17 protein-coding genes are annotated in these 17,289 nt (G+C 53.5%); 3 read left to right on the top strand and 14 right to left on the bottom strand.

Annotated features, from left to right (window positions below; genetic code table 11):
- Positions 1-97: 97 nt before the first annotated feature.
- The 14 genes from BMX91_RS11410 to BMX91_RS11475 all read right to left on the bottom strand — a co-directional run bounded on the left by BMX91_RS11410 (position 98) and on the right by BMX91_RS11475 (position 14,190).
- Positions 98-1,444 carry a murein hydrolase activator EnvC family protein gene (locus tag BMX91_RS11410; RefSeq protein WP_092054236.1) on the bottom strand — a complete coding sequence of 449 codons (1,347 nt, stop codon included), beginning with the start codon at positions 1,442-1,444 and terminating at the stop codon, positions 98-100.
- Positions 1,445-1,506: 62 nt separating this feature from the next.
- Complete coding sequence (gene ftsX / locus BMX91_RS11415) at positions 1,507-2,391, bottom strand: permease-like cell division protein FtsX (protein ID WP_092054239.1); 885 nt, start codon at positions 2,389-2,391, stop codon at positions 1,507-1,509.
- Positions 2,381-3,070 (bottom strand): cell division ATP-binding protein FtsE, encoded by a 690-nt coding sequence (gene ftsE, locus BMX91_RS11420; RefSeq protein ID WP_092054242.1) that lies wholly within the window; start codon positions 3,068-3,070, stop codon positions 2,381-2,383. The genes ftsX and ftsE overlap by 11 nt, the downstream gene beginning before the upstream one ends.
- 276 nt (positions 3,071-3,346) lie before the next feature.
- Positions 3,347-3,712, bottom strand: a complete 366-nt coding sequence (gene cccB, locus BMX91_RS11425; protein WP_092054245.1) for a cytochrome c551 — start codon at positions 3,710-3,712, stop codon at positions 3,347-3,349.
- A gap of 254 nt (positions 3,713-3,966) precedes the next feature.
- A protein-coding gene (gene prfB, locus BMX91_RS11430; RefSeq protein ID WP_143059383.1) for a peptide chain release factor 2 occupies positions 3,967-5,068 on the bottom strand; the annotation gives its coding sequence in 2 pieces (ribosomal slippage) (positions 3,967-4,995 and positions 4,997-5,068; 1,101 coding nt in all).
- Between the two features lie 69 nt (positions 5,069-5,137).
- Positions 5,138-7,648: a preprotein translocase subunit SecA gene (gene secA, locus BMX91_RS11435; protein ID WP_092054249.1), complete on the bottom strand. Its 2,511-nt coding sequence runs from the start codon at positions 7,646-7,648 to the stop codon at positions 5,138-5,140.
- Positions 7,649-7,850: 202 nt separating this feature from the next.
- Positions 7,851-8,420, bottom strand: a complete 570-nt coding sequence (gene hpf / locus BMX91_RS11440) for a ribosome hibernation-promoting factor, HPF/YfiA family (protein WP_092054252.1) — start codon at positions 8,418-8,420, stop codon at positions 7,851-7,853.
- Positions 8,421-8,517: 97 nt separating this feature from the next.
- Positions 8,518-8,982 carry a ComF family protein gene (locus tag BMX91_RS11445; RefSeq protein ID WP_092054256.1) on the bottom strand — a complete coding sequence of 155 codons (465 nt, stop codon included), beginning with the start codon at positions 8,980-8,982 and terminating at the stop codon, positions 8,518-8,520.
- A 145-nt stretch (positions 8,983-9,127) separates the two neighbouring features.
- Complete coding sequence (locus BMX91_RS11450; RefSeq protein WP_245744419.1) at positions 9,128-10,501, bottom strand: DEAD/DEAH box helicase; 1,374 nt, start codon at positions 10,499-10,501, stop codon at positions 9,128-9,130.
- An 84-nt stretch (positions 10,502-10,585) separates the two neighbouring features.
- A complete protein-coding gene (locus BMX91_RS11455; protein ID WP_092054263.1) occupies positions 10,586-11,425 on the bottom strand; it encodes a DegV family protein in 840 nt (279 codons plus the stop codon).
- A gap of 95 nt (positions 11,426-11,520) precedes the next feature.
- Complete coding sequence (locus BMX91_RS11460) at positions 11,521-12,102, bottom strand: YybH family protein (protein ID WP_177168365.1); 582 nt, start codon at positions 12,100-12,102, stop codon at positions 11,521-11,523.
- Between the two features lie 177 nt (positions 12,103-12,279).
- Positions 12,280-12,954, bottom strand: coding sequence for a response regulator (locus BMX91_RS11465; RefSeq protein ID WP_092054269.1), 675 nt, complete (start codon positions 12,952-12,954; stop codon positions 12,280-12,282).
- Positions 12,951-13,742 carry a sensor histidine kinase gene (locus tag BMX91_RS11470; protein WP_092054273.1) on the bottom strand — a complete coding sequence of 264 codons (792 nt, stop codon included), beginning with the start codon at positions 13,740-13,742 and terminating at the stop codon, positions 12,951-12,953. Before BMX91_RS11470 ends, BMX91_RS11465 begins: the two co-directional genes overlap by 4 nt.
- A 28-nt stretch (positions 13,743-13,770) precedes the next feature.
- The gene (locus BMX91_RS11475) at positions 13,771-14,190 is read right to left on the bottom strand and encodes a hypothetical protein (RefSeq protein WP_092054277.1); all 420 of its coding nucleotides are present in this window, start codon (positions 14,188-14,190) and stop codon (positions 13,771-13,773) included.
- A 123-nt stretch (positions 14,191-14,313) separates the two neighbouring features.
- Here BMX91_RS11475 and BMX91_RS11480 point away from each other — a divergent pair, with 123 nt between their 5' ends.
- The 3 genes from BMX91_RS11480 (at position 14,314) to BMX91_RS11490 (ending at position 17,154) form a co-directional block, all read left to right on the top strand.
- A complete protein-coding gene (locus BMX91_RS11480; protein ID WP_092054281.1) occupies positions 14,314-14,946 on the top strand; it encodes a YigZ family protein in 633 nt (210 codons plus the stop codon).
- A 148-nt stretch (positions 14,947-15,094) separates the two neighbouring features.
- A complete protein-coding gene (locus BMX91_RS11485) occupies positions 15,095-16,117 on the top strand; it encodes an LCP family protein (RefSeq protein ID WP_092054285.1) in 1,023 nt (340 codons plus the stop codon).
- A complete protein-coding gene (locus BMX91_RS11490) occupies positions 16,114-17,154 on the top strand; it encodes an LCP family protein (RefSeq protein ID WP_092054290.1) in 1,041 nt (346 codons plus the stop codon). The genes BMX91_RS11485 and BMX91_RS11490 overlap by 4 nt, the downstream gene beginning before the upstream one ends.
- The last annotated feature ends 135 nt before the right edge of the window (positions 17,155-17,289 follow it).

The raw sequence follows: 17,289 nt of genomic DNA on the forward strand, positions 1-17,289 counted from the left end.
CCATCCTCCAGCATGCAAGCAGATCAGAATCTTGTCCATTCTATGACAAGAAAAAAGAAAAATCCCGCCTCTTGCAAGGCGGGAGTCACATTTATTTTTATAGTGGTACGTAGCGCATCGGATTGACCGGATTGCCATAAGTGCCGATATGCACTTCAAAGTGAAGGTGCGGTCCGCTGGAGCGTCCTGTGGAACCCATCCGGCCGATCATCTGTCCTTTGCTGACCTGTGCACCTTTGCTTGTGTTGATCGAAGAAAGGTGGCCGTAAACCGTGGTCATCGTCTGTCCGTTCACAGAATGGGTGATCATGATGTAGTTTCCGAGCGTCCTGTGGCTGCCTGTGGAGGAAACAATGCCGTTTCCTGCGGCAACGATCGTCGTGCCTGTTGCATTGGCGATGTCTACACCCTGGTGGTTGGACGATGCCCAGCTCAGGTTACGGTAGCCGAACGTGGATGTGATCCGTCCGGAAGCAGGTCGTGTCCAAGTGCCGCCCGATACTGCCGGAGCAGGTGCGCTCGTATAGCCTACAGAGCTGCCGGAGGAAGCTGCTGCTTTACGGTTCGACTCTGCCTGTTTCGATGCTGCAGCCGCTGCGGCCTGCTTGCGCGCTTCCGCTTCTTTGCGTTTGCGCTCTTCTTCAGCCTTGCGGGCAATTTCAGCCAGGCGCTCTTGCTCTGCAACAATCTGCTGGGTGAGCTCCGAGCTCATTTCATGGGCTTCGGAATACTCGGCCTGCAGACTGGACTGCTCTTTCTCCAGGCGTTGCTGCTCTGCTTCAAGCTGACTGATGAGCCCGTCCAGTTCTTGCTTCTGGCGGTCGAGCTCTGCTTTTGCCGCTTCAAGCTTTTTCTTGTTTTCTTCTTGGCTGGCAAGCTTGTCCTCGACCTGTTTTTTCTGGTCTTCAAGCGTTGCTTTGTCCGCCTTTTGCTCGGCGATGATCTGGCGATCCGCTTCCCTGAGCGTGTTGACGGCCGATACCCGGTCGATAAAGTCGGAGAAGCTGCTTGCCCCTAGAAGGACATCGATATAGCTCGTGGAGCCGCCAGTGACCTGCATGGCGCGGATCCGGTCACGAAGGAGTGCATCCCGGTCAGCAATTTTCTGTTCGAGCTCTTTGATGGAGGCACGGAGCGCTTCGATCTCGGCTTTGGTCACCTCGATCTCTTGCTCGAGCTGGGCGATTTCATTTTGCTTCGTCTCAATCTTCCCGTGCAGGTCCTTGATCTGGGCAAGAAGCTTGTCCATCTTCTCGGAGTTTGCCTTGATGTTGGAGGCTTTCTCCTGGATACCCCTATTCAGCTCGTTTTTCTTTTGTTCGATCTGTTGTTGCTGATTCTGAAGATCATTGAGCTTGCTGGCCGACACGCCGGTCGTGCCGAGCCCAAAGCTCAGTGCCATCGTGGCGGCCACGGTGGCAATCAGTGGCTTCGACTGCTTCAACTTTTCATTTCCCCTTTCAGGACACTGCGTTCTATCTGTCTGATCTTGCTGTCATTTGTGTTTTATACTTTCAGGAACTTGCGTACCGACATGAAGCTTCCCCAAATACCGATGAAGATGCCCATGAAGAACAGGAGGCCGCTCACGATATAAAGGAACGGTACAGGAGGCAGGATTTGGATCATCTCGCCACGGAGCCTTGGCTCAGCATAGTCATAGAATTCGATATAACCGAATACGACGGCCAGGATAGGAATGATGGATCCGAGGATCCCCATCCAGATTCCTTCAAGAACAAACGGGACTCTTACAAAGCTGTTTGACGCACCGACCAGCTTCATGATGCCGATTTCGTTCTTTCTTGCGACGATCGTAATGCGGATCGTGTTTGAGATCAGGAACATTGCCGTGAACAGCAGGGCGAGAATGAGGACCAGCCCGGCGGTCCGGCCGAAGTTCAGGAAGTCAAACAGTTTTTCGACTTTCCCTTCCCCGTAGACCACCTCATAAGTATTCGGGTACTCATCGATGGTCTGTGCAACTTTGGCCGTCTGCTGCGGGTTCGCCGCTTTGACATAGAAGGCCTCGCGGAGCGGGTTGCTCTGTTCATAAAGCTTCAGGTCATCCCCGAAGTCGCTGATCATCTGCTCCAGCTCATGGTCACGGCTCGAATAAATGACTTCAGCCACGCCAGGTGTTTCCCTGATCTGATCTTCGAGTGCTGTTGTCGAAGCCTCATCAGCAGCAAGTTCGACGTATACTTTCATTTCAACATCATGTTCAAGATCATCGGCGACCTTGTTCAGGTTCAGCATGATGGCCACGAACACGCCGACAAGGAGCAGCGTGACCGTGACCGCGCTGACAGATGCAAATGTCATCCAGCCATTTCGGCCAAGGGTCTTGAAGCTTTCACGGAAGTGGCGGCGGATGGTTCTAAATTTCATAGCCGTAAACCCCTTCCGCTTCGTCACGGACGATCAGCCCGCCCTCAATGGCGATGACCCGGTGCCTGATCCGGTTGACGATATCTTTGTTGTGGGTGGCCATGACGATGGTCGTACCCAACTGCTCGTTGATGTCCTTAAAAACATTCATGATGCCCCAGGATGTTTCCGGATCCAGGTTTCCGGTCGGTTCATCCGCGATGACGACTTTGGGCCGGTTGACGATCGAGCGTGCAATGGAAACCCGCTGCTGCTCGCCTCCCGACAGTTCCGTCGGGAGCATCCGCGCCTTTGACTTTAAACCGACCAGGTCGAGTACTTCGGTCACCCGGTCACGGATTGAATCGGACGGCGCCTCGATGACTTCCATCGCAAAAGCGACATTTTCATAGACTGTCAGCTTTGGCAACAGTTTAAAGTCCTGGAAGACGACGCCGATTTTTCTCCGGACGAACGGGACCTCCCTGTTTTTCAGTGTGACCAGGTTGGTCCCGTCGACATATATTTCTCCAGATGTCGGTTTTTCCTCACGGTACATCATTTTGATGAATGTCGATTTACCCGCGCCGCTTGGTCCGACGACATAAACGAACTCTCCTGGCGCAATTTTGACATTCAGTCCGTTCGCTGCTACGACACCATTTGCATATTTCTTATAAACGTCTTTCATATTAATCATTAAAAAATCACCTTACGCCCTAAATCCGGGCTAAAATTTTCCGGCACGCTCATTATAACACTATAAAACTCGTATTTTATTACAAGTATATTTCATTTTGACTACAGAAAACGTTGATATATCTGGATTCTTGTCGCTTGACAATGAAGGGTGGAGGGTTTTGAAAAGTCCTGTAATAGTCGGAGGATTAAGAGGATTCCGGAGGAAAGATAATAATCAGATTAATGACAAAAAAAGACCGTCTCCCGGAATTGGAACCGGGAAAACGGCTGGGTATTATTTCTTTTCGGAAAGCCATTGGGCGACTGCATCCAATTCTTCGCCTTCAACAAGACCGCCAGGCATGGCGCCTTTACCATTTTCGATGATATCGTGGATCTCATCTTCCGACAAACGGGACCCGACATCATTCAGCGCGGGGAAGTTCCCCTGACCTTCAAGGTTTTCACCGTGGCAGGAAATACATTTTTGTTGGACAACCTTTTCAGCATCTACGCCGGATGCGCTTTCGCCTGCAGATTCTTCCGTCGCTGCGTCGTCATTGCCGGTATCGGCAGCGTCATCGGCTGTATCATCCCCGCCGCCACAGGCGCCCAGAATGAGTGCAGAGCCGAACAGCATCGCCAAGAGTTTCTTTTTCATTCTCTGATCCCTCCAGTTTCGACATGTGTTCCCCATTAGTATACCAAACCGTCCTGATTTCAAACATGAAACGCCGGATCTGCAGAGGTTTTCGTGACGAAGGTATGAAGCTGGAAGGAAATAATTGTGTTTTTATAGATCGATTGGGTATAAAGAAAGACTTCCATATTGACAGATGGATGCTCCCTTTTACGGAAAAAATAAAAACAGTCGGAACCGGCACGTAAGCTGTGTCGGTTCCGACTAATTTATTCTTAGGAGATTCGGGAGCGCAGGTAAGCATTGATGAACAGGTCGATGTCACCGTCCATCACATTCTGGACGTTGCCAGTTTCCGTATCTGTGCGGTGGTCTTTGACCATCGAGTATGGGTGGAACACATAGGAACGGATCTGGCTTCCCCAGCCGATTTCCTTTTGTTCGCCACGGATTTCAAGCAATTCTTTTTCCTGTTCCTCGATTTTCAGCTGATAGAGTTTTGCCTTCAGAAGTTTCATTGCCTGATCGCGGTTTTTGATCTGGGAACGTTCGGACTGGCATGTGACGACCGTATTGGTCGGCAAGTGCGTGATCCGGACGGCGGAGTCCGTCGTATTGACGTGCTGTCCGCCCGCTCCACTCGAGCGGTACGTGTCGATTTTCAGGTCTTCCGTACGGATATCCAGCTCGATTTCGTTGTCGAACTCCGGCATGACCTCGCATGAAACAAATGAAGTATGGCGGCGGCCGGACGAATCGAACGGAGAAATCCGGACAAGCCGGTGTACGCCCTTTTCAGCTTTCAGGTAGCCATAGGCATTGTGTCCCTTGATGCTGATCGTGACCGACTTGACGCCCGCCTCATCACCGGCCAGGTAATCGATGGTCTCCACCTTGAAGCCGCGCTTTTCTCCCCAGCGGGTATACATACGGAGCAGCATCGAGGCCCAATCCTGGGATTCCGTGCCGCCCGCGCCCGAGTGCAGCTCGAGAATCGCATTGTTTTTATCGTGTTCCTCGCTAAGCAGCATGCCAAGTTCGAACGCCTCAAGGTCGCTGCTGAACGACTTGAGCTCATCCGAAAGTTCGGCATGCAGATCCGGATCGTCCTCTTCCCGGAGCAGTTCCAGGGTCATTTCAAGGTTTTCCTGGTTTTCCTCGAGACGCCGGTACTCGTTCACGACATCCTTCAGGCCATTTGCCTCGGAGATGACTTTCTGGGCTTCATCCTGATTATCCCAGAAACCCGGTTCGAGCATCCGCTCGTCGAGTTCCTGGATCCTTGCCTCTTTGTTTTCTAAGTCAAAGAGACCCCCTGAAGCCCGCCAGTTTCCCGGCTGTAGTGTCTAGCTGATTTCTTGCATCTGCAAGTTCCATCATATTAGTTTCCTCCTGTAATTCGGACTGTGTTCAGTTCATGCGGGTACGCGGCGCGACGCCCGGGCATCACTCGGTGGTGCCGTGGCAGTTCTTGAATTTCTTGCCGCTGCCGCAAGGGCACGGATCGTTGCGGCCGACGATCACTTTTCTGCGTATCGGCTTCTTTTTCACTTCGCCGCCGCCCTCTTTCGGGTTGACAGCCTCGCCTTTGGCGACTTCCTCCCGCTGGAGATTCTGGCGAATTTCCGCCTTCATCGCATATTTGGCGACGTCGTCACGGACTGCATCGACCATTTCTTCGAACATCCTGAAGCCTTCGCTCTGATATTCGCGAAGAGGGTCGTTTTGTCCGTAAGCCCGCAGGTGGATCCCCTGCCGCAGCTGGTCCATCGCATCGATGTGGTCGATCCACTTGGAATCGATTGAGCGGAGCAAAACGACTTTTTCGAATTCCCGCATGCGTTCGGGAGTCATTTCCTCTTCTTTTTCGTCATAGCGTTTTTGGACCTCGTCTTTGATCATGTCCATAATTTCGGACTGCGATTTGCCTTCCATGGCGGAAACGGTCAAAGTGCCTTCAGGAAGAAGATTTGCAGCCAGGAAGTCTTCCAGGGCTTTCAGGTTCCAGTTTTCGCTGTTTTCTTCAGCAGTATACGCCGGGACCACACGCTCGATGACGTCTTGGATCATCGATTCGACAAGTCCCCTCATATTGTCGGTTTCAAGGACATCATTCCGCTCTTTGTAGATGATCTCACGCTGCTGGCGCAGGACATCGTCATACTGGAGCAGGCGCTTACGCGCATCGAAGTTGTTGCCCTCTACCCGTTTTTGGGCAGATTCAACCGCACGTGAGACCATCTTCGACTGGATCGGCTGGTTGTCGTCCATGCCGAGTCGGGACATCATGTTTTTCATGTTGTCGGAGCCGAAGCGTCGCATCAGGTCATCTTCCAGTGACAGATAGAACTGGGTGATGCCCGGATCTCCCTGACGGCCGGAACGACCGCGGAGCTGATTATCGATCCGGCGTGATTCGTGCCGCTCCGTACCGATGACTGCAAGGCCTCCGGCATCACGGACGCCTTCGCCGAGCTTGATGTCGGTTCCCCGGCCGGCCATGTTTGTCGCGATCGTGACCGCGCCGCGCTTGCCGGCTTCCGTGATGATTTCGGCTTCCCGTTCGTGGTTTTTCGCGTTCAGCACGTTGTGGGGAATCCCGTATTTGCGAAGATAAGCGGATATGATTTCCGACGTCTCGATCGCAACTGTGCCGACCAGGACGGGCTGGCCCTTTTCGTGCCGTTCCTTGATCTCTTCCGCAACTGCCTTGTACTTTCCTTCGGTTGTCGCATAGATCAGGTCGGGACGGTCGTCCCGGAGGATTGGCTTGTTTGTCGGGATGACAATGACGTTCATGTTATAGATGTTGCGGAATTCCTCTTCCTCCGTCTTGGCCGTACCGGTCATCCCGGACAGCTTATCGTACATCCGGAAGAAGTTCTGGAACGTGATCGTCGCCATCGTCATCGATTCGTTCTGGATTTCAAGGGCTTCCTTCGCTTCGATCGCCTGATGCAGGCCATCGCTGTAGCGGCGGCCTTTCATGAGACGCCCGGTGAACGAGTCTACAATGACGACCTTGCCTTCCTCTACGACATAATCGACATCCTTGTGCATGCTCGCATGCGCCTTAAGCGACTGGTTGATCGCATGGTTCAGGCGCACGTGTGTCAGGTCGAAAAGGTTGTCGATCTGGAAGGCTTTTTCCGCCTTCTCAATTCCGGATTCTGTAAGCGAGACGCCTTTGGTCTGCTCATCATACGAATAGTCTTCTTCCTTTTTGAGCGTGCGGACAAATGCGTTGGTCTGGATATAGAGCATCGCGTTTTTCTCGGCCTGGCCGGAGATGATCAGCGGTGTCCTTGCCTCATCGATCAGAATGGAGTCGACTTCATCGATAACCGCATAATGGAGCGGCCGCTGTACACGCTCTTCCTTGTAGAGCACCATGTTGTCGCGCAGGTAATCGAAGCCAAGCTCGTTATTCGTGCTGTACGTAATATCCGCCTGATAAGCCTCACGCTTCTCATCCTTGTCCATGCTGTTCAGGTTCAGGCCGACAGAAAGTCCGAGAAACTCGTAGATCTGTCCCATTTCGGCTGCGTCACGGCTGGCGAGGTATTCGTTCACCGTGACGACGTGCGCGCCCTTGCCTTCCAGCGCGTTCAGGTAAATGGCCATGGTCGAGGTGAGGGTCTTCCCTTCACCGGTCTTCATTTCTGCAATGTTTCCGTCATGCAGTGCCGCAGCCCCCATGATCTGGACGCGGAACGGGAACATGCCGGTGACACGCCGAGCCGCTTCCCGGACAACGGCGAACGCCTCCGGCTGGATCTTATCAAGCGACTCGCCGGATGCGATCCGGCTTCGGAATTCTTCTGTTTTCGCCTGAAGTTCGGCATCAGAGAGTTTTTCCATTTCAGATGCACGGGCTTCAACAGTATCAGCAATCTTTTCCAGCTTTTTGACATCCCGCTTATTCGGGTCGAACATCTTATTTAAAACGCCTAGCATGTCGTCACTTCCTAACTAGTCTCAAAGTTCATTTTACCACCCGCCATGCACGCCTTGCAAACATACGGAAATTGGTCGGCAGCTGAAAGAAAGCAGTTTTCTGCAGATTTAGCGGTGGCTTGCGGCCGGGCGGGAGCTTCCCGGCCTTGGACATCAACAAATAAGGCCCGCCTCCCAGGGCGGGCCTTGCAGGTTGCGGCAGTTACTCGACCTCGGTTTCGATGAGGCCGTATTTTCCGTCTTTCCGCTTATATACGATGTTTGTGCCGTCCGAATCGGCATCTGTGAAGATGTAGAACGAGTGTCCCAGCATATTCATCTGGAGGATGGCCTCTTCCTGGTCCATCGGCTTCAGGTTGAACTGCTTGGTGCGGACAACCTCGAATTCATTTTCGTTATCCTCCTGTGCGGCGGCCGTCTCGTTTTCTTCCGCCACCGCCGCAAAGTAAGATGCCACGCCTTCCCGCTCGCGGAACTTGCGGTTTACCCTTGTTTTATATTTCCGGATCTGCCGCTCCAGCTTATCGGAGATCAGATCGATTGCCGCATACAGATCGGAGTTCCGCTCTTCCGCCCGGAGGGTCAGGTTCTTCATCGGGATCGTCACTTCGACCTTTGTCTGACGGTCATTGTACACCTTCATGTTCACATGGGCCGTCGCGTTCACCTCATCCGTAAAATAGCGCTCGAGTTTCTGGATTTTCTTCTCCGTATACTCACGGATGGCAGGTGTGACCTCGATGTTCTCCCCGCGGATATTGAAATTCAACATATGAACTCCTCCTTTGTCAGGCTATATATGTTCTATTCTTCATCTTCCCTCGATATCCCTTTAAAAAACCACGCCGGATGTGTCGAATGGATGTCGGTCAGGCGCGTATCAGTGTCAGGGCGGCGACTGAGCGGGCTCCGGATTTTTTCAGGAGAAGGGCTGCATGATGGAGTGTCGTGCCCGTCGTGTACAGATCATCGACAAGCACATAATCGACAGGGCTGACTTTGGCGCCATCCGACAAGCGGAATAAAGGATCCGACGTCATCCGTTCTTTTCTGCCCATTCCGCCCAAGTTCTTTACCGTCGTTTTTTCAAGCAGTTGGACGTATTGGATACCAGCCTGCACGAGCAGTTCCTCCACCTGGGGGAATGTGCGTTCCCTAAGACGTTCAGGATGCATGGGGATCGGCACCGCGGTCCGCCCGTTCAGGATGTCCGCCCTCCGGATAGCATCCGAAAAAACGGAAGCAAGAGCTGCATCTTTCAGGAATTTGTATTGGCGGAGATAAGCTTTCATCGCTTCGTTATAGGCATAAAGTGAAACGGCAGCATCCAGCACCCCCTCGTAAGGCGTACCGTTCCAGTCTCCGGCCGGCGGACTGCCTGAAGCCGGAACAAACGCAGTTTCGCACCGTTCGCAGAGGCCACTCCTGCGTTGTCCGATGAACAGCGCCGCCCAAGTCGGAGGGCGGGAAACCGGTCCGTCACAAAGCAGGCATTCCAGTTGCCTTTCCCCCTTCCCTGTTCAGTTTTCGGATTTCACGGACTGCCGCATCCATCTCGGGTGTGATGCCGTGATGGAAAAGGACGACATCACCGTCCGGATGATCCGGAGACCTGCCGGCCCTGCCGCTGATCTGAATAATGGCGGAGCGGTCGAACACCGGGCCTTCCGCGCCGACAATCGCGACCTGAAGATTCGGGATCGTTATCCCACGCTCCAGAATCGTCGTCGTCAGCAGACCGGGTATACGCATTTCACGAAGCGCCATGACCAGCTCCCGCCTGTCGGCATGCGAGGCGTGCACGGCACCGATATTTCCGTCAAGTTCCGAAAAAAGCGGCAGACACTGTTCCATGAGCAGGACAGAAGGGAAGAAAATAAGAAATGGCTCTTCCCGCCTTAATCGTTCTTCCGTCCATGCTTTCAGCCGGACAGGAAGCTTTCCCGCCGCCATCCGCTTGCGGTAGCCAAAAAGCGGCACATTCCGGGGCACCGGCAGCGGATGGCCGTGGAATCTTACCGGGATGACTGACTTCCTGCCCGCCCTTCCGATCTCCGACAGGATGGCCGGTGAAGGTGTCGCAGTGACGACCGCCTGCACCCCGCCGGGTTTAAGTGCCTTCCGCACTGCCAGCCGGAGAGTCCGGTCATACGTGTACGGAAAGGCGTCTGCCTCATCGACGATCACAGCGTCGAACGCCTCCCTGAACCTGTATAGCTGGTGCGTCGTCGCAATGACAAGGCCTGCTATCCCCTCTCCATGTCCCGAACCGCCGTACAGACCATGGATGACCGTACCGCCGATCGCTTTCTTGAATCTCGGCAAAAGCTCCAGGACCACATCGGTCCTTGGTGTCGCAATGCATACCCGTTTGCCTTCAGCCAAAATACGATGGACCGGGCCGAAAAGGATTTCCGTCTTGCCCGCTCCGCAGACTGCATGGAGCAGGTGTGGCCTGCCTGCAAGCAGGCTTTCCTCCAGCTCGCCCGACGCCCGTTGCTGAAGGGGAGTGAGCCGGCCTTCCCAGACCAGCTCGGCCTTCCCTTGCGGCGGCCGATCCTGCCCGCGCCAATAGCACAGTTTATCGCAGGAAGCGATACGCCCCATGCTCAGGCAGTGTCGGCAATACCGGCAATTCCGCCCGCACCTGCGGCAATTAAATACATGGAAATCACGGGTGTCCTCTGTCAGACAGCGGTTGCATCGCCAGGCGTTCCCTCCATGCCACCTCTTCACCGTTTCCATACCTGGGATGGTGCCGATCAGCTCCTCTTTGATCAGGTCACCGACAACTTTTTGATCGGCCGGCAGCAGATCCCTGAGCCATAGCCGTCCCTGCAGGAATTCCTGCAATTCATCCCGATTGCTGATTGCAACCCCTCTCCTTTATAGAATTTTCTGAACTATATATTTATAAAAAATGACCGTCTGAAACGGTCACTTTTTTACCCAACCGAGCCCCATTGATCCTTCCCCCAGATGGGTGCCGATCACCGGGCCGAAATAGCTGATGACAAATTCAACTTCAGGGAATTTCCTGCTCAGCTCTTCACGCCAGGCTTCTGCGTCTTCCGGACGATTGGCGTGGATGATCGAAGCTTCAAGCGGGCCGTCCCCCGCATCTTGCGCAAGCAGTTCTGCAATGCGGTTTAACGCTTTCTTTCTGGTACGCACCTTCTCAAACGGCACGATCACCCTTTCCTTGAAATGCAGCAGAGGTTTTACCTGCAAGAGGCCGCCGATCAATGCCTGCGCTCCGGACAGCCTGCCTCCTCGCTGCAAGTGTTCGAGATCATCCGCCATAAAGTAGGCACGCAATGTTTTTTTCATGTCAGCCAGCTCTGCCATGATCTCTTCCGGAGAGGCGCCGTCCTGAGCCATCTTTGCCGCCCTCAGCACATAGAACCCTTGAGGCATGCAGGCGATTTCTGAATCGAACACATGGACATCCAGGCCCTCCACGAGTTCACCGGCCTGTCCCGCAGAATTGTACGTACCGCTGATGCCGCTTGAAAGGGTCACGACGACCGCCGATCCATATCCTTGTTCTCTGAGCTTCTCAAAACAGTCTGCAAACTTGCCGATCGGAGGCTGGGAGGTTTTAGGAAGTTCACCTTCCCTTACGAGATCATAGAATTGATCCGCTTTGAGGTCGACTTCTTCCTCATAGGTTATCCCCTCGATAGTGACGCTGAGCGGGATCATCCGGATGCCGAGCCGGTCCCTTTCCGGTCCTGGCAGATAAGCGGTGCTGTCGGTCACAATGGCCGTTTTCATTCTATCTACCCCCGTTGTCCCCATTCTACTAAATCTGACAGGAAAACGGAATTAAAAATAAAACCCGGACGGAACCGCCCGGGGTGCATTGGAAGTCAGGCACCCGGCATATTGCCGACGTAATAGACTTCTTTTACTTTCCATTCGCCATCCTGTTTCGTAAAAACAGTGACCTGGCGACCTTTTTCAGTTACTTCATCGCTGTTCTCTTTCCCAACGATTGTCGTTTCCATATTCGCGAACAGCTGCGCCTCGTTCCCTTCGAAGGAGACGACCGTCATGTCCGACGGATTGCGCTCGACTTTGTCGAATTGCCCTGACATCTGCTCCAGTGCCACGCGCTCCTGTTCAGGATCGTATGCTCCTTCTCCTGTTGCGAGAATGGCCAGATAGCCATCGATGTCGCCGGTGTTGAATGTTTCGATGTAACGATCGAACGACTCCAGGATGGCCGCTTTTTCGTCTTTGGGGACACCGGACGCTTCTTCGATCGAGCCGTCATTTGCCATCTCGAAACCGATCGCACCATCTTCGGTTCCGTGACCGATGGCCGATTGCTGCCCGGAAGGCGCATTGCCTTCATCGGCGGAATTTGTATTTTCTCCTTCATCCCCGCCGCAGCCCGTTAAAATCAGGACCGCAGCCGCGGGAGCGAGGAGCCATTTCAGATTTGTCATGTCGATTCCCTCCTCGGATAGTTTGGCACAGGAACACATTCCGATGCAACGGATTGACTATCCGCTAACTTGACGAAGCGGTGAACGGAAAGGTTCGGCACGCGTTCCACGTCCCTTCCGTTATCTCCGCACACAAAAAAAACCCGGACAAGTCCGGGCAGGCCCCATCCGGCCGGGTCAGCGCACTTCGACCCAACCGTTCTTGATGGCGGTGACAACGGCCTGTGTACGGTCGTTGACATTCATTTTCTGGAGAATGCTGGAAACGTGGTTTTTGACCGTCTTCTCGGAGATATACAGTGATTCACCGATGGCGCGGTTGCTCTGCCCGTCCGTCAGAAGCTGGAGAACTTCACACTCCCGCTTCGTCAGCAGATGATACGGGCGGCGGATCTCTGCCTGGTGGAACGAACCAAGATGTTCTTTTGCACTGAGGCGGCGGAACTCGGCCACCAGATTTTTCGTGACTTTCGGGTGGAGGTACGATCCCCCCGCCGCAACCACTTTGATGGCCTGGACGATGGCATCCGCATCCATCTCCTTCAGCATGTAGCCAAGCGCGCCTGTCTTCATCGCATGAGTCACGTAAGATTCGTCATCGTGAATCGAGAGAATGATAATTTTCGCTTCCGGATGGGCAGCCATCAGCTCGCCGGTCGCTTCAATCCCGCTTTTGCCCGGCATGTTGATGTCCATCAGGACGACATCCGGATGGTGCTGTTCATACAGCCCCATGACTTCTTCCCCGTCGGATCCTTCCGCCACTACATTGAATGTTTCTTCAAAGTCCAGGATACGCTTCACGCCTTCGCGGAAGAGCTGGTGATCATCGATGATAATAATGTTTGTCAACCTGATTTCCCCCCTGCGTCTTTATCTGTTGCGTGCTGATCATGCGGAAGGGTCAGGATCACTTCGGTCCCTTTCCCTTTCCCTTCCTCTGTCCTGATGTCAAACTCACCTTTCAGAAGCGCCACACGCTCGGTCATTCCCTGGAGACCAAATGACGATTCCCCGGTCTTTGAAGGGTCAAACCCTTTGCCATCGTCGGTGACCGTGGCCCGGATCCAGTTTTGACAGATCTCGATCCGGACATCGATCACCTTCGCACCACTGTGCTTGATGGCATTTGTGACGGCTTCTTGGACAAGGCGGAACACCGCCACTTCAGTACTTTGCGGAATCCTCGCCATGATGCCTTTTGATTCGAATGTAAAACGGATGTCCGGATGGTAATCCTGCATCTTTTCCATATACTTGCTGAGTGCGGGCACAAGCCCGAAATCGTCAAGCACCATCGGCCGGAGATCGTAGATGATCCGCCGGATTTCAGACAGTGTACTCCGTGCGAGTTCCTTCGTAAAACTAAGCTGGCCCAGCCCGGCATCCATACCCTTGTCATTAAAGACACGTTCGACGAGCCCCAGCTGCATCACCAGGTTTGCCATCATCTGGGCAGGGCCGTCATGAATCTCACGGGAAAGACGCTTTCGCTCTTCCTCCTGCGCCTCAAGTACTTTCATGCTGAAATGCTTCCGCATCTTGGCTGATTCCAGTGCCGGACCGACGTCCTTCAGATCTGAAGTCAGGTACTTTGTCACGATATTGACGTGGCCTGCAAGATGGTCCGCCCGGTCCATTGAGTCCTGATACGTCCTGATGCGGTTCTCAAGCCGATCGCTTCGAGAAGCCGTTCCTTGCGGTAATCGGTGATTGGGTTGCCCCCGGATGAATCTTCAGATCATTCAGCTGGCGGACCTTGGTACTGTTCAGCATGAATTCCAACTGGACTTCATGTGCGGAATCATACGCTTCACGCACTTCGTCCTTCGTATAGTCGGCAAAATGGACAGAGACGTGCTGAAGTTTTTCCCGGGCCTCGATCGAAGCGGCAGAAAGCTTTTCCCCTTCGGTTATTGCCCGGGAAATCTCTTCGTCGGTCCGTCTAAGATCCTCCCGCAGCTCTTCAAGCTGACGGCGGCTTTCTTCATTAATGATGAAAATATCGCTTTTGGACTGGTCCAACGAACGGACCATTGAGCTGAAGATGGCATCAAGCGCATGTATGTCTACTTTATCTACAGGCATTTCTTCTATCCCCTCATCATCCGGAACCGGTAATTTCCGGCATTTGAGTTTAGACTGTGTTTATTATAGCATTACAGCGATTGAAATATATTAAAATTACATTACAGCAAGGAGGCTGATGTAATGAGAGATGACTACCGCACAGTTAAGGGCACAGGCGAAAGCGAAATCGTTATCAAAAAGTCCCGTTTCATCGGCCATGCGGCACGTGCCGAAACCGAAGAAGAGGCAATGGCGTTCATTGCCAAAATCAAGCAGGCCCATCATTCGGCCACCCATAACTGCTCCGCCTACCTGATTGGCGAACACGACCAGATCCAGAAGGCCAATGACGACGGCGAGCCCAGCGGTACAGCCGGCGTCCCAATGCTGGAAGTGCTGAAAAAGCAGAATCTGAAAGATACTGTAGTGGTCGTGACCCGCTACTTTGGCGGCATCAAGCTTGGTGGAGGCGGACTGATCCGCGCCTACGGCAGTGCTGTCTCTGATGTGTTGGGCAATACCGGAATTGTCGAAAGGCGCCTGCACCACCTCATGAAAATGACAATTGACTACACGTGGCTCGGAAAAGTCGAAAACGAGCTGCATCTGTCGCCCTATCCGATCGACCGGCTGGATTATGCCGAAACCGTATCGGCTTTTGTCTACGTGCCGGCCGCAGAAGAAGACAAATTCCGCGAATGGACCGCCAATCTGACAAACGGCCAGGCGGATGTCGGATTGGAAAGAAAGGAATTCCTCGAGTTCGACGCATAAAGCGCTTTCCCGATTTACTCAGAGTTGTACAGGTAGTATAATATATGGGATTGGCGTCAGGCGGGAATGTCGGAACCATTCGTAAGCAAAAGCGTCTTGAATATCCGGACGCGGAATCCGCCCCGACCCTGTACGGAGGAGCGACAAAATGAAAAGATCTGAATATCGAAAAAAACAATCGGCCTCCAGGAAAAAGACAATATTCAAAGTTCTCGGAGTGATTGTCGTCGCTGCCCTGATCCTTGCCGGGACCTATGCAGTTTATTTGTACCGGCAGGCCCAAATTGCCGCTGACGGAGCATTCGAGTCCATTGACCGCGAAGGGTCGAAGCTCCGGGAAGAAAAAGTCGAGCCCTATGAGGACAATGTGTCCATCCTGTTTATCGGCGTAGACGACAGTGAAGTGCGGAATGAATCGCACAGCCGATCGGATGCCGTCATGCTCGCTACACTGAACAACGATGATAAGTCGGTTAAATTGGTCAGCATCCCGCGAGACTCGCTCGTGTATATTCCGGAAGTCGGATATCAGGACAAGATCACTCATGCCCATGCATTCGGCGGTCCGCAAGCAACGATCGATACCGTTGAAGAACTGCTGGACGTTCCGGTCGATTATTACGTCAAGATGAATTTCCATGCCTTCATCGATGTTGTGGATGCGCTGGGCGGCATCACCGTTGATGTTCCATATGAGAGGCTGGAAAAGGATGAAGACGACCAATACACCATCCAACTTGAACCAGGAGTCCAAAAACTCGACGGCCGCCATGCCCTCGCCCTCGCCCGGACACGCATGCTAGATAATGACGTGGAACGCGGAAAGCGCCAGCAGATGATTCTGGAAGCGATTATGGACAAGGCGAGTTCGGTCTCTACCGTCTCCAGGTACGGAGACGTCATCAAGGCAATCGGCGACAATATGGCGACTGACCTGGCATTTGATGACATGAAGGCATTAGCCGCCTACATGAAGGACGGAAAACCAGCTATCGAAGCGATCACGCTGCAGGGTTATGATGATATGACCACAGGCGCCTACTACTGGCGACTGGACGAGGAAAAATTGGAGGAGACATCCGGCCTTCTCCGCTCCCATCTTGGCCTTGAATCAGAAGGCCCGGATACGGACGGCGAGGACGGCTCCGAAGCCGGAGGGGCATCGACATGAAACGGAAAGATTATCGGAAAGAACGGCGCAAAGCCAGGAGAAGGCCGATCCTGAAAGGCCTGATCATCACCTCTCTCTGCGCAGTGCTTTGCGTGGCGGCTTATGCCGTACATCTGATGCAGAAAGCGGAAAGTGCAGCTGACGAAGCGTACGAATCAATCGGCCGTGATCAGTCGACCCTTCGGGAAGAGCGAGTCGAGCCGCTTACTGACAACGTCTCGATTCTGTTTGTAGGGGTCGATGACAGTGAAGTGCGCGGCAAGGGGATGGACAGCAGCCTGTCCGACGCCCTGCTTGTTGCTACACTGAACAACGAAGACAAGTCGGTCAGTCTGCTGAGCATTCCCCGGGATTCCCTTGTCTACATCCCGGAAGTAGGCTACAAGGATAAAATCACCCACGCCCATGCCTACGGCGGTACAAAGGCGTCCATGGAATCGGTCGAGGAACTGCTGGATATCCCGATCGACTACTACGTGGAGATGAACTTCCACGCTTTCATCGATGTGGTTGACGCACTCGGCGGAATAGAAGTGGATGTCCCCTACGAGCGGCTCGAAAAAGACGAAAACGACCAGTACACCATCCAGCTGGAGCCCGGCCTCCAGGAGCTTGACGGACGGCACGCACTGGCCCTGGCGCGCACCCGGATGCTCGATAACGATATCGAGCGCGGCAAGCGCCAACAGATGATTCTCGAGGCTCTTGCAGACAAGGCGACCGACGTCAAGTCACTGACCAAGTATGGTGATGTTTTGGACGCCCTCGGCAAGAACATGAAGACGAACATGAAAATGAATGAAATGATGTCTCTTGCGGCTTACCTCAAGAACGGCATGCCGGAGATCGATCCGGTCCAACTCGCCGGCACAGACGATATGAGTACTGGCACCTACTACTGGATTCTGGATGAAGGCAGCCTGGCTGATGTCAAGGATAACCTCCAGGTCCACCTGGGCCTTAAAACCGGCTCCACACGCCTGACAGACGGCAGCGATAGCGACGATGAATACGCCACCGGCGGCCAGCCGGAATAAGACACACAAAAGCCCATCCGCAATTTTCGCGGATGGGCTTTTAGTATTTGAATGAATTTCATAATATCCGCTCCAGGCGGACGCTTTCCGCGGGCATGGCCTTAGCCGGCCCCAGTACGAAGACTGGCGTCTGCG

Source organism: Bhargavaea ginsengi, assembly GCF_900109165.1.
GTDB classification, from domain to species: Bacteria; Bacillota; Bacilli; order Bacillales_A; family Planococcaceae; genus Bhargavaea; species Bhargavaea ginsengi.

Excerpts from the sequence above, each read along its gene's own strand:
- ftsX (WP_092054239.1), bottom strand. The coding sequence starts at position 2,391 with ATGAAATTTAGAACCATCCGCCGCCACTTCCGTGAAAGCTTCAAGACC.
- ftsE (WP_092054242.1), bottom strand. The coding sequence starts at position 3,070 with ATGATTAATATGAAAGACGTTTATAAGAAATATGCAAATGGTGTCGTA.
- cccB (WP_092054245.1), bottom strand. The coding sequence starts at position 3,712 with ATGAAAAAGAAACTCTTGGCGATGCTGTTCGGCTCTGCACTCATTCTG.
- secA (WP_092054249.1), bottom strand. The coding sequence starts at position 7,648 with ATGCTAGGCGTTTTAAATAAGATGTTCGACCCGAATAAGCGGGATGTC.
- hpf (WP_092054252.1), bottom strand. The coding sequence starts at position 8,420 with ATGTTGAATTTCAATATCCGCGGGGAGAACATCGAGGTCACACCTGCC.
- BMX91_RS11455 (WP_092054263.1), bottom strand. The coding sequence starts at position 11,425 with ATGAAAACGGCCATTGTGACCGACAGCACCGCTTATCTGCCAGGACCG.
- BMX91_RS11460 (WP_177168365.1), bottom strand. The coding sequence starts at position 12,102 with ATGACAAATCTGAAATGGCTCCTCGCTCCCGCGGCTGCGGTCCTGATT.
- BMX91_RS11470 (WP_092054273.1), bottom strand. The coding sequence starts at position 13,742 with ATGGACCGGGCGGACCATCTTGCAGGCCACGTCAATATCGTGACAAAG.
- BMX91_RS11475 (WP_092054277.1), bottom strand. The coding sequence starts at position 14,190 with ATGCCTGTAGATAAAGTAGACATACATGCGCTTGATGCCATCTTCAGC.
- BMX91_RS11480 (WP_092054281.1), top strand. The coding sequence starts at position 14,314 with ATGAGAGATGACTACCGCACAGTTAAGGGCACAGGCGAAAGCGAAATC.
- BMX91_RS11485 (WP_092054285.1), top strand. The coding sequence starts at position 15,095 with ATGAAAAGATCTGAATATCGAAAAAAACAATCGGCCTCCAGGAAAAAG.
- BMX91_RS11490 (WP_092054290.1), top strand. The coding sequence starts at position 16,114 with ATGAAACGGAAAGATTATCGGAAAGAACGGCGCAAAGCCAGGAGAAGG.